General features: G+C 40.7%; 12 protein-coding genes. 8 read left to right on the top strand and 4 right to left on the bottom strand.

The genetic code is table 11. The features are described from left to right. Nucleotides 1-52 precede the first annotated feature (52 nt). Nucleotides 53-1,369 carry an MFS transporter gene (locus GBN19_RS01575; RefSeq protein WP_151776915.1) on the bottom strand — a complete coding sequence of 439 codons (1,317 nt, stop codon included), beginning with the start codon at nt 1,367-1,369 and terminating at the stop codon, nt 53-55. Nucleotides 1,370-1,498: 129 nt separating this feature from the next. Beyond that, the gene (gene trhA / locus GBN19_RS01570) at nt 1,499-2,137 is read right to left on the bottom strand and encodes a PAQR family membrane homeostasis protein TrhA (protein WP_151776914.1); all 639 of its coding nucleotides are present in this window, start codon (nt 2,135-2,137) and stop codon (nt 1,499-1,501) included. 106 nt (nt 2,138-2,243) lie between these two features. Here trhA and GBN19_RS01565 point away from each other — a divergent pair, with 106 nt between their 5' ends. After that, the gene (locus GBN19_RS01565; protein ID WP_151776913.1) at nt 2,244-3,458 is read left to right on the top strand and encodes a class I SAM-dependent methyltransferase; all 1,215 of its coding nucleotides are present in this window, start codon (nt 2,244-2,246) and stop codon (nt 3,456-3,458) included. 63 nt (nt 3,459-3,521) lie between these two features. Here GBN19_RS01565 and GBN19_RS01560 read toward each other — a convergent pair whose 3' ends face one another. Further along, nucleotides 3,522-4,538, bottom strand: a complete 1,017-nt coding sequence (locus GBN19_RS01560; protein WP_228271190.1) for an AraC family transcriptional regulator — start codon at nt 4,536-4,538, stop codon at nt 3,522-3,524. 531 nt (nt 4,539-5,069) lie between these two features. On the opposite strand from GBN19_RS01560, the gene GBN19_RS01555 reads away from it, so the two are divergent. From GBN19_RS01555 to GBN19_RS01535, 5 genes are all read left to right on the top strand, one after another. Beyond that, nucleotides 5,070-6,263, top strand: coding sequence for a carbohydrate porin (locus GBN19_RS01555; RefSeq protein ID WP_228271186.1), 1,194 nt, complete (start codon nt 5,070-5,072; stop codon nt 6,261-6,263). 200 nt (nt 6,264-6,463) lie between these two features. Further along, nucleotides 6,464-8,869, top strand: a complete 2,406-nt coding sequence (locus tag GBN19_RS01550; RefSeq protein WP_151776911.1) for a glucose/quinate/shikimate family membrane-bound PQQ-dependent dehydrogenase — start codon at nt 6,464-6,466, stop codon at nt 8,867-8,869. A 260-nt stretch (nt 8,870-9,129) separates the two neighbouring features. After that, nucleotides 9,130-10,518, top strand: coding sequence for an NAD-dependent succinate-semialdehyde dehydrogenase (locus GBN19_RS01545; protein ID WP_151776910.1), 1,389 nt, complete (start codon nt 9,130-9,132; stop codon nt 10,516-10,518). Nucleotides 10,519-10,692: 174 nt separating this feature from the next. Beyond that, nucleotides 10,693-12,336, top strand: coding sequence for a nitrite/sulfite reductase (locus tag GBN19_RS01540; RefSeq protein ID WP_151710107.1), 1,644 nt, complete (start codon nt 10,693-10,695; stop codon nt 12,334-12,336). Beyond that, nucleotides 12,329-12,814 (top strand): DUF934 domain-containing protein, encoded by a 486-nt coding sequence (locus GBN19_RS01535; RefSeq protein WP_151776909.1) that lies wholly within the window; start codon nt 12,329-12,331, stop codon nt 12,812-12,814. Before GBN19_RS01540 ends, GBN19_RS01535 begins: the two co-directional genes overlap by 8 nt. 213 nt (nt 12,815-13,027) lie before the next feature. On the opposite strand, the gene GBN19_RS01530 is transcribed toward GBN19_RS01535, so the two are convergent. Beyond that, entirely contained in the window at nt 13,028-13,546 is a 519-nt protein-coding gene (locus GBN19_RS01530) for a GspH/FimT family protein (RefSeq protein ID WP_151776908.1), read from the bottom strand. A 292-nt stretch (nt 13,547-13,838) separates the two neighbouring features. Between GBN19_RS01530 and omp38 the strand changes: the two genes are divergently transcribed. Together omp38 and GBN19_RS01520 are read left to right on the top strand one after the other, a co-directional pair. Then, nucleotides 13,839-14,915, top strand: a complete 1,077-nt coding sequence (gene omp38, locus GBN19_RS01525) for an outer membrane protein Omp38 (protein ID WP_151776907.1) — start codon at nt 13,839-13,841, stop codon at nt 14,913-14,915. Nucleotides 14,916-15,024: 109 nt separating this feature from the next. Then, the coding region (locus GBN19_RS01520) for a transposase domain-containing protein (protein WP_171494412.1) at nt 15,025-15,293 on the top strand (269 nt) is incomplete at its 3' end.

Below are 15,293 nucleotides of genomic sequence, written 5' to 3'. Positions count from 1 at the left end.
TTTTAAAAAAACCAGCAAAGTTGCTGGTTTTTTTTATGGGTGTGAATACAGATCAGACCTGATCGTTGACATTAAGGTCTTTGGTTTCTCGAATACATAAAAATGCCAGTAAAGAGAGAATCGCAGCGGCAGATAAGTAATAACCTACTGTTGCTAAGCCATAATTTTTTGCTAGTTCCGTCGCAATCAGAGGGGCAAATGATGCACCTAAAATGCCAGCTAAATTGAACGTTAGTGCTGAGCCTGTATAGCGTACCGAAATTGGAAATTGTTCAGAAAGTACGGTTCCAATTGGACCATAGGTGAGCCCCATGATGCTTAAGCCGATACATAAAAAGATGAATACGGCAAACAAGCTTCCTGAAGCAAGTAACGGCGCAAAGAAAATACCAAACACAGCCGCAATAAGACAAACAGTAATTGATGTTGTTTTGCGTCCGAATTTTTCAGCCAAGATCGCAGAGAGTGGGATTGTCCCTGCAAAGCAAAGTGTTGCAAAAAGCTGAATCTCAAGAAATTGATTACGTGAGTAGCCAAGCTCGTTTGTTCCCCACTGTAAGGCAAAAACAGTGGTCAGATAGAACACCACAAAAGTACAAATCGCTGCAATTGTTCCTAAAATAAGGGACTTGAAATGTTTGGTAAAGACTTCTTTGACAGGAATGTTGACTTCTTTTTGCTTGTCCAAAACTTTTTGAAAAGCAGGAGTTTCATGTAATTTCAGACGGATGTATAAGCCAACGATCACTAAAATCGAGCTTGAAATAAACGGAATCCGCCAACCCCACTGCATGAAAGCTTCATTCGACATACAGGTACTCAGCAGTAAAAATGTGCCTGTCGCTAAAATAAAACCAACGGGTGCACCAAGCTGTGGGAACATGCCATACCAAGCACGTTTGCCTTCAGGGGCATTTTCTGTTGCCAGTAAAACTGCACCACTCCATTCACCGCCTAAGCCTAGTCCTTGACCTAAGCGACACAAAGCAAGCAATAAGGGGGCAATTAATCCAATTTGCGCATAGGTTGGAAGTAGCCCAATACATACGGTCGATAAACCCATAGTTAATAATGCTGCTACAAGCGTGGCTTTTCGCCCAATACGATCACCTAAATGCCCAAAGACGGCTGCACCAATTGGGCGTGCGATAAAAGCAATTGCAAAAGTCGCAAGTGATTGAATCGTCGCTACGCCTTTATCTCCTGCTGGGAAAAACAGATGAGGAAAGATAATGACCGCAGCCGTTGCGTAAATATAAAAATCAAAAAATTCAATGGTTGTACCCACTAGACTCGCAAGTAACACACGAGTTTTAGAATTGACAGGTACCGCCTGATTTTCTAATGTTGTTGAATTCGATGACGCCATAATTAAACCTTGACCTAAAAACAGAGATGTTTAACAGCGTAATCTTTTTAAAAAAAAGCATAGTTTTTTAAAAAAAATACGGAGCACACCACACTTTTAAGCAGGGTTACTACGAATAAAAGACAGGTGTTAAGAAAAAGCGTACAGATAAACAGCCAAGAAATGTGATCCTGCGCCGATCAGTACAAAAATATGCCAAATAACATGGGTATATCTTACCTTTTTTAGGGCATAAAACAATGCACCTACCGTGTAGGCGAGACCACCGATGACTAATAGTCGAAGACAGCCTTGTGGGAGATACTGTTGCATATCATCCATCATCAGCACAGCAAACCATCCCATTAATAAGTAGGCTGCCAAGGAAATTTTGGCAAAACGGTGTGCAAAACAAAGTTTAAACACAGTACCCATCGCGGCAATCACCCATAATGCGATCAGTAAATAATGTGCTTTGGCAGTCGGAATATTTAAATATAAAAAAGGTGTGTAAGTCCCTGCAATTAAATAATAAATAGCAGTGTGATCGAGCTTTTTATACCAATGACGTTTTGCTTCAGTTTTAGCCCAATGATATAGGGTCGAGCAAGCCAGCATCATCATCAGGCTAAAAGCATAAACCCATAAACTGAACCATTCACTGGCTGCTAGAAAGGAACTTTTGTAGAGCAATAACGCACTGGCAATCATTGCAATAACAGCACCGATTCCATGAGTAATAACATTGAAGCGTTCTTCTGTGGAATCATAAGTGGTGATTTGAGGCATGCTTAAAATTGAACTTTTATTAAAAATACACTTGTATATTAATTCAATTTTGCATTTAAGGTAAGAACAATTAAAATGGATTTGTAAATTTCTTTAGGTTGTGATTATGTCCACACTGACTCAGCGTTCTGAACAGGAACAACAATGGCTTGCCCAATTACAGACAGCATTTAATGATCATCAGTTTCAGCGTTTGGTATTGAGTCAGTATCAGGGTGAAATTGCCGAGTTGGATAAAATCAGTTTTCGGGTTGTCGAGATTCAGCAACAGCAAAAATTGAGTGCGGTATATCAGTATAAAACTCAAGATGTCACCAAGAATTATGATTTTGCAGAAGCATATGCCTGTGTTGAATCGCTTCTTTCAAATTGTAAACAAGCCAATTTGTTCATCGACGGTGAGGAGCTGCAACTGAAAAGAACCAAGAAGAAAGTGATTTTAACGCGCAGTCAAAATAAACAAGTTGCAGCGGCACAACACACGCATAACCGAGAAAAGCAGCGCTATATCGATCAAGATGGTGCATATTTGCAAGATTTAGGTATTACCGATCAGAAAGCTCAGCTTGTGCCAAGCATGGCAAGAAAATGGAAGCAAATTAATAAATTTATTGAAATTTTTTCGAATGCGATTGAGCAGATTACCCCTCAAGATCGTGCGCTACATGTGGTTGATTTTGGCTCTGGAAAAGGGTATCTGACCTTTGCGATGTATGATTATTTGCTCAAGCAAGGACTGCAACCCAAAATCACAGGGGTAGAGCTGCGCGATAACTTAGTCGAGTTTTGCCAGAAAGTGGCTGACAAAAATCACTTTGATCAGCTTGAATTTTTTCAGGGAGATGTCCGTAGTTATCAACCTGAACATTTAGATATGATGATCGCATTACATGCCTGTGATATTGCGACTGATTTTGCGATTCATTGTGGTATTCGCCTGAACGCCTCAGTGATTATGTGCGCGCCATGTTGTCATAAAGAGTTGCGCCCACAACTCAAAAGTCCTGAAGTATTAAAACCGATGTTGCAATATGGCATTCATCAGGCACAGCAATCTGAAATGCTGACCGATAGCATTCGCGCATTATTGCTCGAAGCCTATGGTTATGAAACCAAAGTCTTTGAGTTTGTTGCGTTAGAGCACACCAGTAAAAATAAGATGATTTTGGCGGTCAGACGTAAAGAAGTGACAGAACCTGATACGAAAATCATGGCGCAGATTGAAGCACTGAAACAGATGTATGGGATTCAGCAGCAGAGTTTACAACGCTTGCTAGAAAATGAGTTGGTCGACCAAGATCGTGCAGGCTGTCGCTGCTAATCATTCAGTAGTATTTTTGATTTTGTCAATCTCAGGTATTGCGCCTGAGATTGAGTGCTGAAATTAAAGTGAACCATGAAGCTGACGATATAAGCCAGGTGTTACGCCTGTCCACTTCTTGAAAGCACGGTGGAAAGTACTGGTTTCACTAAAGCCGACTTGCTGAGCAACATCTTCAAGCGTCAGGCTAGGTTGTAACAGCAAGTGAATTGCAGCATCGCGACGTAATGCATCTTTGACGCCCTGATAGCTTTTGCCCTCAGAAGCCAAGCGGCGACGCAAAGTTTGTGGTGAAAGATAAAGCATAGAAGCCACATCGTTGAGCGTTGGCATTTCTTCGCCAATATGACTTTTTAGCACATCACGAATACGTGTGGTCAATGAATTGATATTTTTAAATTTCACTAGAAGTTGGGCGGGTGCAACTTTTAAGAATTCTTCCAAACTTGCTTCATCTTGACGAATCGGTAAATCGAGATAATCAGCAGCAAAGGTGATTTCAGTCCGTGATGTATTAAATTGCATCAATGGCGCAAAAAATAATGCGTCATACTCTTCGGCTTGTTCAGGACGTGGATATTCAAAATTCACACGTTCCAAAGAAATACGGCGGTCAATTAGCCAAGATGCTAAACCATGCCAAATCATGAGCATGCTTTCTGTCATGAAGTGGTCAGGGTCAAGTTCACGAGGAATCAGTGGAACAAGACGGGCTTCATGTTTATCGCGTTCAATCGCAATAAACCAGTCATCACGGAATAAGCGATAGAATTGTTCTGAAAGTTCAAGTGCTTGTCCTAAAGTTTTGGCATGAATGACCAATTGGCACATCATGGCAAAAGTACCTAAACGACGCTGTTCAGTTGAGAAACCGGCATGTTCATCTTGGGTCACCATCCACAGCATTTGAATAAAACGCGTGTACTGTTCAGGTGAAACGCGCGCTTTAGGTTGTTTGAGTAATTCAGCTTCGATGCCGACATGTGAAAGGAGAGTTTCGACATCCATGCCCAGTCTTTTCACACCAGTCAAAGCTGCATTCACGAAATGGATACTAATCGTGTCGCGGCTGACATTGATTCCTTCAATCGCTTTGATATTCACAAATAATTGACCTAAAAGAAGATAAAAAATTATTAAGGCAATTTACATAGTCTGTAAAGGGGAATCTATTTTACTTGCTGCGAATTAACGCTGAAATGGCGGAATATGACATTGTTTTTGGCTTAATTTGTAGATTGGACGCGATTCATGACATCTAATTGGAAACCATATTTTGCATAAAACCTGATCAATATGTTTGGTATTTTTAAATATGATAAATACGAGCTAAAATAGTGCATTATTTTATAGTAATTATTTTTTTAGAAAATTCAAAAAATAATTATCAAAAAATAAACAATTGATTTTTATTGATGTTTAAAAATAATTAAATTTTTTAAGTATTTAAATTATGAATATTCATTGAACAATCTCATGATTAGAGAGCGATAACAAAAGCTTCAACATTTTTTACAAAAATAATAGTATCCTACCACCTTTGATTAACAACTTAGAGTTTAAGTGTTGCGTAGCTTTGCTTTTATTTCACAAGTATCCATGTGCTCTCTCATGGTTTTTCTTGCAGCTCAGTCACATGCGGCTGATGCTTTTAGCGCAGACAGTCCATATATGTTGGGGGACTGGAATGGTCAACGGACGGCTTTAAAGGAACAGGGATATGACTTCTCTTTGGATTATACAGGAGAGTTAGCCAACGTACTTGATTCAAAAAATACCTCAAGTCACGGTACAGAATATGCAGGTCAGGTGAGTTTGGGCGCTCATCTGGATTTGAACAAAATTTTAGGTTGGCAAGACACAGAAGCCCAAATTACAGTGACTGAACGTCATGGTCGTGATTTGAGCCATACCTCTGATGCTTTACGCGGACAATTAAGTTCAGTTCAAGAAGTATGGGGACGTGGACAAACTTGGCGTCTAACTGATTTTTGGATTAAGAAAAAATTCTTTGACCAAAAGCTAGACATCAAAGTGGGTCGTTTTGGTGAGGGTGAGGAATTCAATAGCTTTGCTTGTGACTTCCAAAACCTTGCGCTGTGTGGCGCTCAAATGGGTAAATGGGCTGGTGATCAGTGGTATGACTGGCCTGTAAGCCAATGGGCTGTGCGAGTGAAGTATAACTTGCAGCCTAACCTTTTTGTGCAAGTTGGTGCATTTGAGCACAACGATGAGAATCTGCATCGTAACAAAGGCTTTAACTTAGGCACTGACGGCTCTGATGGTGCTTTGATTCCTGCTGAGATCGTGTGGCAGCCAAAATTGACTGCACAAAATCTTCCTGGTGAATATCGTCTGGGTTATTTGTATAGCACAGTCAATAAATCATCAAATGGCACAGCAATTGACCACAAGCAAGGTGGTTGGATTTCAGTGAAACAACAATTAACAGCACATCAAGGTGATGTTAGTCGTGGCTTAACCGTATGGGCTAACGTGACAGAATTTGATCATGATTCAGGTAATCCCGATGACGGTCAAGTATCTAATATGCAAAACCTTGCAGTAAGCTATACAGGCTTAATGGATGCTCGTCCTAAAGATGAAATTGCACTGGGTGTTGCACGAATTCATAAGCGTGCCGAAGGCTTCAGTAATGAATACAATGCTGAATTGTACTACGGTATTCATGCAACCAATTGGCTGACTGTTCGACCAAATATTCAATATGTTCGCCATGTCGGCGCACTTAATAATGGCAATAACGCTTGGGTGGGTGGGATTAAGTTTATCACCGCATTCTAATTTTCTTTTCAATTCTTTATTGCACTGCAAGCGCTCAATTTTGTGCAAAATATGAACAAAATTGAGCTTTGCATTTACATTGCAGTGTGTTCTTGTTTAATCAAAAGATCATCGTTTCTGGGTTAAAGCAAATGCCTTGGGCTTTTGTGTTTCTAAAGCATTTGTTTTGGCGCAGACTTGAAAAACTCCGAGGTGTGTTTATGAGTCAACCCTCACAACGTTCAGGGTTTCAAATCTTTATGGCAATTGTGATTGCCCTGATTGGTTTAATTCTTCTGGCTGGCGGTGCATATGCTGCATTCTTGGGCGCTTCTATTTACTATGTGATTGCAGGTCTGGTTTTACTGGTTTCTGCAATTTTATTATTACGTAATTCTGCGGTTTCGTTACTGGTTTATGCCGCTCTTATGCTTGCCACCACGATTTGGGGGCTATGGGAAGTGGGTTCTGACTTCTGGGCATTGGTACCGCGCTATGACATCTTAGGTGTAATCGGTATTTTATTGCTGTTCCCTGCGGCAACGCGCGGCATTCAGTCCGTAAAATCGAGTCGTATTGCATTGGGTTCAACCCTTGTACTTGCCATTTTAGTGATGGCGTATTCGATCTTTAATGATCCACAAGAAATTAACGGTACGATTACCAATCAGCAACCTGCGAAAGCACAAGCGGTTTCAGGTGTTGCTGAAAGTGACTGGCCTGCATATGGTCGTACGCAGAGTGGTGTTCGTTATTCTCCATTGACGCAAATTAATGACAAAACAGTCAAAAATTTACAAGTGGCATGGACATTCCGTACAGGTGATTTGAAAACGGGTAATGACTCGGGTGAAACCACCAATCAGGTGACGCCAATCAAAATTGGCAATAACATGTACATGTGTACCACACACCAGTTCTTGATCGCACTTGATCCTGCAACAGGTAAAGAAAAATGGCGCTTCGATCCAAAATTACAAACCAATCCAAGCTTTCAGCATTTGACTTGCCGTGGCGTGTCTTATTTTGATGCCAACAATACTCAAGGTTTTTCAGCAAGTTTGCAGCATAAAACTTCAAGTTCAGCGCAATGCCCGCGTAAAGTTTTCTTGCCAGTCAACGATGGTCGTTTAATTGCAATCAATGCAGACAACGGTCAACGCTGTACTGACTTTGGCAACAATGGTGAAGTGAATCTTCAAGCTAATATGCCATACGCTTATGCAGGCGGTTATAACCCAACTTCACCTCCAGTTGTGACAGGAACTACGGTTATCATTGCGGGTTCTGTGACGGATAACTACTCAAACAAAGAGCCGTCAGGTGTGATTCGTGGTTACGATGTCAATACAGGTAAATTGTTGTGGGCATTTGATACGGGTGCACAAGATCCAAATGCATTACCAGGTCAAAATACAAACTTTGTGAATAACTCACCAAATGCGTGGGCACCACTGGCTTATGATGCGAAACTGGATATTGTCTATATTCCAACAGGTGTAGGTACGCCAGATATTTGGGGTGGTGACCGTAATGAGTTGAAAGAGCGTTATGCAAACTCAATGTTGGCGGTGAATGCAACCACAGGTAAATTGATTTGGCACTTCCAGACCACACATCACGATTTGTGGGATATGGACGTACCATCTCAGCCATCACTTGCGGATGTGAAAACCAAAGATGGTCAAATAGTTCCAGCGATTTATGTGTTAACCAAAACAGGTAATGTATTCGTCTTGGATCGCCGTACAGGTAAAGCGATTGTACCGATTCATGAACGTGCTGTACCTCAGTCAGTTGAACATGGTCCACAAACTCAAGGCGAACGTTATTCTGCTACCCAACCATTCTCTGATCTCGATTTAGCACCACAAGCGAAATTGACAGATAAAGACATGTGGGGTGCAACCATGTTTGACCAGTTGATGTGTCGTATCGAATTCAAGAAATTGAATTACAATGGTATTTATACACCACCATCTGTGAATGGCACATTGGTATTCCCTGGTAACTTGGGTGTGTTCGAATGGGGTGGTATGTCTGTCAACCAAGATCGTCAGGTTGCAGTCATGAACCCGATTGGTCTACCGTTTATCAGCCGTTTGATTCCTGAAAATCCAAACCGTAAAGAAACAGCTAAAGGTGCAGGGACTGAACAAGGTGTTCAACCAATGTATGGTGTGCCTTATGGTGTTGAAATCAAAGCCTTCTTGTCACCAATTGGTTTACCTTGTAAGCAGCCTTCATGGGGTTATGTTGCAGGTGTGGACTTAAATACCCATCAAGTGGTTTGGAAAAAACGGATTGGTACGATTCGTGACAGCTTGCCAAAATTGTTCCAGTTACCAGCACTGAAAATTGGTGTACCTGGTTTGGGTGGTTCAATTTCAACTGCAGGTAACGTGATGTTTGTTGCTGCAACTCAAGACAACTATATCCGTGCTTACAATGTGAGTAACGGGGATAAGCTGTGGGAAGCACGTTTACCTGCAGGTGGACAGGCAACACCGATGACCTATGAAATCAATGGTAAACAATACCTTGTGATTATGGCAGGCGGTCATGGCTCATTTGGTACCAAGATGGGCGACTACCTTGTGGCTTATGCCTTACCTGATACAAAATAATCAGTATTACTGATTCATGATGATTTTAAAATGCTCACTTCGGTGGGCATTTTTTGTATTTGCAGCGATTCCTTTGTAAAAAAGTAGGGAAAAAGTAGGCGAAGTTGATCCGTTAAATTTGTTAAAAAATAGAAGAACTTGCTTTAAGTATATTTTTATATTTATCAATGTTTTACTAAAATTTGATCTTTAAGGTCAGATAACTGCACTGAATTACCCACGTAATATAAGTGCTGGGTCATAATAGAAGGACGTAACAAATGGCTTATGCTACAGTCAATCCATATACTGGTGAAACCTTAAAAACTTTTGCAACTGCAAGCAAGGAAGAAGTGCTTGGCGCGATTGATCAAGCGTATACAACCTTTTTGGCTTGGAAAGAAACCAGTTTTGAACAACGTGCTGCAATTTTAAATAAAGCAGCCAGTATTTTGCGCAACGAAACCGATAAATATGCAAAATACTTAACTCTTGAAATGGGTAAGCTATTTACTGAAGCGAAGCTTGAAACCATCTTGTCGGCTGAAATTTTAGAATATTATGCAAAGCATGCCGAAAAATTATTAGCACCAGAACAACTCCCAACGGATGCACAAGGCGTTGAAGCAACCCTATACCATGAGCCGCAAGGTGTATTGCTTGCGGTTGAGCCGTGGAATTTCCCGTTCTATCAAATCGCACGGATCATTGCGCCACAACTGTCAGCAGGTAACACGATTCTGTTAAAACACGCGTCAAATGTGCCACAAAGTGCCAACGTGTTTGAAGAATTGATGCTTGAAGCAGGTTTGCCTCAAGGTGCATTTAAAAACTTATATTTGGCGCATGAACATACTGCGGTGATTCTCAACGATCGCCGTGTTTGTGGCGTGGCGTTAACTGGTTCTGAAGCTGCGGGTGCAATCGTAGCAGCAGAAGCAGGTAAAGCGCTGAAAAAATCTACTTTAGAGTTGGGTGGTGCAGATGCCTTTGTGGTACTTGAAGATGCTGACCTACAAAAAACTGTAGATTGGGCGGTGATGGGTCGTCACTGGAACGCAGGTCAGGTCTGTGTATCGTCTAAACGTTTGATTGTGGTTGATGCGATTTATGACCAGTTCTTGGTGTTGTATAAAGAAGGTGTAGCAAAACTCAAAGCAGGCGATCCAATGGATCCTGAAACTACACTTGCGCCATTGTCTTCACAAAAAGCAGCGGATGACTTGAAAAAACAAGTTGAGCAAGCGATTGCGGCAGGTGCTGAAGTTGAACTGATTGGTGCGCCAGTTCCAGAACAGGGTGCATTCTTCCAGCCGCTTCTGATGACTAACTTACATGAAAACAATGAAGCACGTCATTGGGAATTTTTTGGCCCAGTAACACAGTTGTACCGTGCTAAAGATGAAGCAGATGCAATCCGTATTGCCAACGACACGCCATTCGGTTTAGGTGGTTCGGTATTTACTCAAGACCATGCGCGTGGTGTTGAAGTTGCAAAACAAATCTATACGGGCATGGTATTCATTAACCACCCAACTATGGTGAAAGCAGACTTACCATTTGGTGGTGTTGCACACTCTGGCTATGGTCGTGAGTTGATTGGTCTAGGCATTAAAGAATTTGTAAATCATAAACTTGTGGGCGTTGCAGACATTGATGCACCATTCTAAATAGCCTTGAAATACACGCTGTAAAAAGAGCTGATCTCGTCTGAGGTCAGCTTTTTTATTGCTGAAAACGCTTTATCAGTAAAACCGCTATTAAATATGTAAAAAAAACATTTTGTTGATGAATTAAAGCCCTTTATGCTATGGCAGTTAAATTGAACTTACTAGCTGAACGCCATGTATTTATACACTGATTTCGATCAGCAACTGGTGAATGAACGAGTTGCACAATTCCGTGATCAAACAGAACGTTACCTTGCGGGAAAACTGACCGAAGACGAATATCGTCCACTACGTCTGCAAAATGGTTTATACGTACAGCGTTATGCGCCAATGTTACGTATTGCCGTGCCTTATGGTCTGATGAACTCGAAGCAACTGCGCAAAATCGCAGAGATTGCCAAAGAATACGACCGTGGTTATGCACACGTATCGACTCGTCAAAATATCCAGTTAAACTGGCCTGCACTGGTTGATGTACCAGATATCTTGACTGAGTTGGCAACTGTTCAAATGCATGCCATCCAGACTTCAGGTAACTGTATTCGTAACACCACAACCGACCAATATGCGGGTGTTGTGGCAGGGGAAATTGCAGACCCACGCCCAACCTGTGAATTGATTCGTCAGTGGAGTACATTCCACCCTGAATTTGCATTCTTGCCACGTAAGTTCAAAATTGCAGTGTCTGCACTTGAAGAAAAAGACCGTGCTGCAACGTCATTCCATGATATTGGTGTTTATATCGTGAAAAATGAAGCAGGCGAAATCGGCTATAAAATCAAAGTTGGTGGTGGCTTAGGTCGTACACCTGTGATTGGTAGTGTGATTCGTGAATTCTTGCCACGTGAAGATTTGATTGCATATTTAGATGCGGTACTTCGTGTTTATAACTTGCATGGTCGCCGTGACAACAAATATAAAGCACGTATCAAAATCTTGGTTAAAGCGATGACGCCTGAAGTCTTTGCTGAAAAAGTTGAAGCTGAGTTTGCGCATACGCGTGAGCCACTGAAAATTCAACCTGAATTCTTGGCAAAAATGGATGCTGTGTTTACACCATTTGACTACCAAGATTTGCCTGACGAAGATTTCACTGAAATTTTTGCACAATATCCAAAATTCAAACAATGGTTCAACGTCAATACCAATGCACATAAAGTGCAAGGTTATCGTATTGTGACCATTAACTTGAAACGTGCAGGCGTTGCACCTGGTGATATGACTACAGAAGAAATGCATTTTATTGCAGATCTAGCTGATCAATATACCTTTGGTGAATTACGTACGACGCATGAGCAAAATATTTCTCTCGCTGACGTGCCACAAAAAGATTTGTTTGTATTGTGGCAAGCTTTGGAAAATGCTGACATGGCACGCGCACATATTGGTTATATTACCGATATTATTTGCTGTCCAGGTGGTGATTTCTGTTCATTGGCAAATGCAAAATCAATTCCAATTTCAGAAGCGATTACCCGCCGTTTTGAAGACTTAGATACAGTCTATAACTTGGGTCATTTAGACTTAAATATTTCAGGTTGTATGAATGCGTGTGGTCACCACCACGTGGGCAATATCGGGATTTTGGGTGTTGATAAAAAAGGTGCAGAGTTCTACCAAATTACTTTGGGCGGTAACTCAGACCATGATGCTTCAATTGGTGACATCTTAGGGCCATCATTTGCAGCCGATGTTGTCCCTGATATTGTGGAAGAAATTTTGAATACTTATCTTGACCTACGTCAAGAAGGCGAAGAGTTTATTGAAACTTACCGCCGTGTGGGAATTCAACCATTTAAGGAGCGTGCATATGCTTAATTTAGCCTTACCTGTGCTATTTAAAGATGGCACGATTCAGGACAACAGTTATCAAGCGATTGCTGAAGATGGTTCAGTGCCACAAGGTGATGTGGTTTTGACCACAGCGCAGTTAGATCAACTTAGCCAAGTACAAGGCAAAAAAGCGTTGTATATTACGGTCGATGATTCTCCTGAAACGCATAGCTATCCATTAGATCAGCTCGACACAATTTTTGTTGAATTTGCTGGTTTTAATGATGGTCGTGGTTATTCATTTGCTGCATTGTTACGTCGCCAAGGTTATCAAGGTGAATTGCGTGCAGTCGGTGATATTTTTAAAGATGTCTTGAACTACTTAAAACGTTCAGGATTCGATAGTTTTGTCGTGAAAGAAGGGAAGGATATTCAAGAAGCTGCGGCTGGCTTGAAAGACTTTACCAACCCATACCAAATTTCAACAGCAGTTCCGCAATCGGGTTATCAAACTGGGGCTTAATTGCTGAAATCAAAAAGCTGGATTCGTTCCAGCTTTTTTTATTCTTAGATTTTTAAGTTGATGATGGTGCATGAGTTTAGAGTAGATGTAGAAAAATACCCAGATGGTGATCAATATGAATGGACTGCTCGTTTTGTTGTGGTCTTTTCTCATCAGTTTATGGTTTTTTATTGTTTGTATATTATTTGGTGCATAGCCAAATGAGGACACGTCTTAACAACTGGTCATGATTTCATTTCGTGGGATGCCTGTTGAACCTAAAATGATTTTATTATGCTGTGCATCGTGAGTACTGCAATAATAAAAACTTCCCATAGAGCCTCGTGGTAAACCAGTGTCACCGCGAAATATAATACGAGGTATATTTAGGCTGCCTTGCCAACGTAAATTCCCATAACGTAGCTGAGTAGAATAGCGACTTAGGATACGTTCATCTTGTTCTAAATTACGATTTTGATTGATATCCAAAAATGAGATGAAGCCTGTTTCCCAAGCAGAATCGCTACAGCTATTTAGATCTTCGCTTGAGCAAATCACAACATTACTACGATATAAAACTGCATTATTTTTTGCTTGTTGTAGATGCATGCGTAATTTAACCGCGATCAATTGAGATTCTTGTCGTGCTTGGAATGTATTATAGAAAGGAAGTGCAGAAATCAAGATGATGCTAATAATTAAGATGACAATAATTAACTCAATTAATGTTAGTCCTTTGTGGTGTTGAGTCACAACAAGTTCCTTTTTTAAAGCATTGTTATTTAATAAATAATTTGTATTTTTATATATTTTGTAAAAATATAGTAGTTTATATACTTGATTTGTTAATAAAAGTTGAGCGAAATTTTACTGAAATGCAACGGAAATTGTAAACAAATTTATCAATAATGCCGAGCATGAATTTAGTAACTGATTCTCTTCAATTTCTACATCGGTTTAAACCTAAATTGTAAGATATACGGTTGATCAGGTGTATGAACGTTTTAGGTTGAAATTAAAGTCATTATTCCTTTGGAGGATATCCATGAAATTAAATCGTATTGCACTCGCTACATTGCTTGCTGCTTCTCCATTTGTTGCAGCAAATGCTGGTGTAACCGTTACGCCATTGTTACTTGGTTATACATTCCAAGATACTCAACATAATAATGGAAATGATCATTTACTTAACTCAAAAGCTGGCCAAGGCGAAATGCAAGACGATTTAGCTGTCGGCGCAGCATTGGGTGTTGAATTAACACCATGGTTAAGCTTTGAAGCTGAATACCTTCAAGTGAAAGGTGATGTTGACGGTGTTACAGGCGCTCCGGGTGCTGAATACAAACAAAAACAAATCAATGGTAACTTTATTGCGACCTCTGATTTGATCACTAAAAACTATGACAGCAAAATCAAACCTTATGTATTGGTTGGTGCTGGTCATTATAAATATGACTTTACAGATGTTCCTCGTGGTACACGTGGTAATTCAGAAGCAGGTACGCTTGCAAACGCAGGTGTAGGTGCATTTTGGCGTTTAAATGATGCATTGTCACTTCGTACTGAAGCACGTGCAACTTATAACATCGATGAAGACTTCTGGAACTATACTGCACTTGCTGGTTTGAACGTTGTGATTGGTGGTCACTTGAAACCTGCTGCTCCAGTTGTTGATGTACAGCCTGTAACACCACCACCTGTTGTTGAGCCTCAACCACAACCTCAACAGTTGACTGAAGACTTGAACATGGAACTTCGCGTGTTCTTTGATACCAACAAGTCAAACATCAAACCACAATACAAACCTGAAATTGCAAAAGTTGCAGAGAAACTTTCTGAGTATCCAAATGCAACAGCGCGTATTGAAGGTCACACAGACAACACTGGTCCACGTAAGTTAAATGAACGTTTATCTTTAGCACGTGCAAACTCTGTTAAATCTGCACTTGTAAATGAATACAACGTAGATGCATCACGTTTGAGTACTCAAGGTTTTGCATGGGATCAACCGATCGCTGACAACAATACAAAAGAAGGTCGTGCAATGAACCGTCGTGTATTTGCAGCGATCACTGGTAGTCGTACTGTAATTGCTCAGCCTACAGCTCCAGCAGCTCAATAATTTGAGTTGATGTGAAAAAAGCGGCTCATCAGAGCTAATGCCAGTCAGTTAAGCAAAAAAATGCAAATTGCTGTAAAAATGAGTGTATGCAAATACACTCATTTTTTTTATGAATTTATCACATCATTTAGATTTAACACTCCAACAAACATTACCCTCACTCTCACATTTCAATGAACTCATTGATTTAAATTGGATCGAAGCTTGTTTAAAAGAAACAGGCAAGGCATCTATCCGAAAGAGAAAACTCCCTGCTGAACATGTGGTATGGCTGGTGATTGGTCTTGCCCTATTTCGAGATCAACCCATTTGGTATGTTGTTCAACAGTTGCAACTTGTCTTTGGTACAACGCAATATTGTGTTCCCAGTGCATCTGT

The sequence above is a fragment of the Acinetobacter brisouii genome, assembly GCF_008993995.1.
GTDB lineage: Bacteria > Pseudomonadota > Gammaproteobacteria > Pseudomonadales > Moraxellaceae > Acinetobacter > Acinetobacter brisouii_A.
Note: the sequence above shows the minus strand (reverse complement) of the source record. Positions and strands in the feature narration are given on the sequence as shown.

What these genes read in the sequence shown, in the direction of transcription:
- GBN19_RS01575 (WP_151776915.1), bottom strand. Translation starts at nt 1,369, where the DNA reads ATGGCGTCATCGAATTCAACAACATTAGAAAATCAGGCGGTACCTGTC.
- trhA (WP_151776914.1), bottom strand. Translation starts at nt 2,137, where the DNA reads ATGCCTCAAATCACCACTTATGATTCCACAGAAGAACGCTTCAATGTT.
- GBN19_RS01565 (WP_151776913.1), top strand. Translation starts at nt 2,244, where the DNA reads ATGTCCACACTGACTCAGCGTTCTGAACAGGAACAACAATGGCTTGCC.
- GBN19_RS01555 (WP_228271186.1), top strand. Translation starts at nt 5,070, where the DNA reads ATGGTTTTTCTTGCAGCTCAGTCACATGCGGCTGATGCTTTTAGCGCA.
- GBN19_RS01550 (WP_151776911.1), top strand. Translation starts at nt 6,464, where the DNA reads ATGAGTCAACCCTCACAACGTTCAGGGTTTCAAATCTTTATGGCAATT.
- GBN19_RS01545 (WP_151776910.1), top strand. Translation starts at nt 9,130, where the DNA reads ATGGCTTATGCTACAGTCAATCCATATACTGGTGAAACCTTAAAAACT.
- GBN19_RS01540 (WP_151710107.1), top strand. Translation starts at nt 10,693, where the DNA reads ATGTATTTATACACTGATTTCGATCAGCAACTGGTGAATGAACGAGTT.
- GBN19_RS01535 (WP_151776909.1), top strand. Translation starts at nt 12,329, where the DNA reads ATGCTTAATTTAGCCTTACCTGTGCTATTTAAAGATGGCACGATTCAG.
- omp38 (WP_151776907.1), top strand. Translation starts at nt 13,839, where the DNA reads ATGAAATTAAATCGTATTGCACTCGCTACATTGCTTGCTGCTTCTCCA.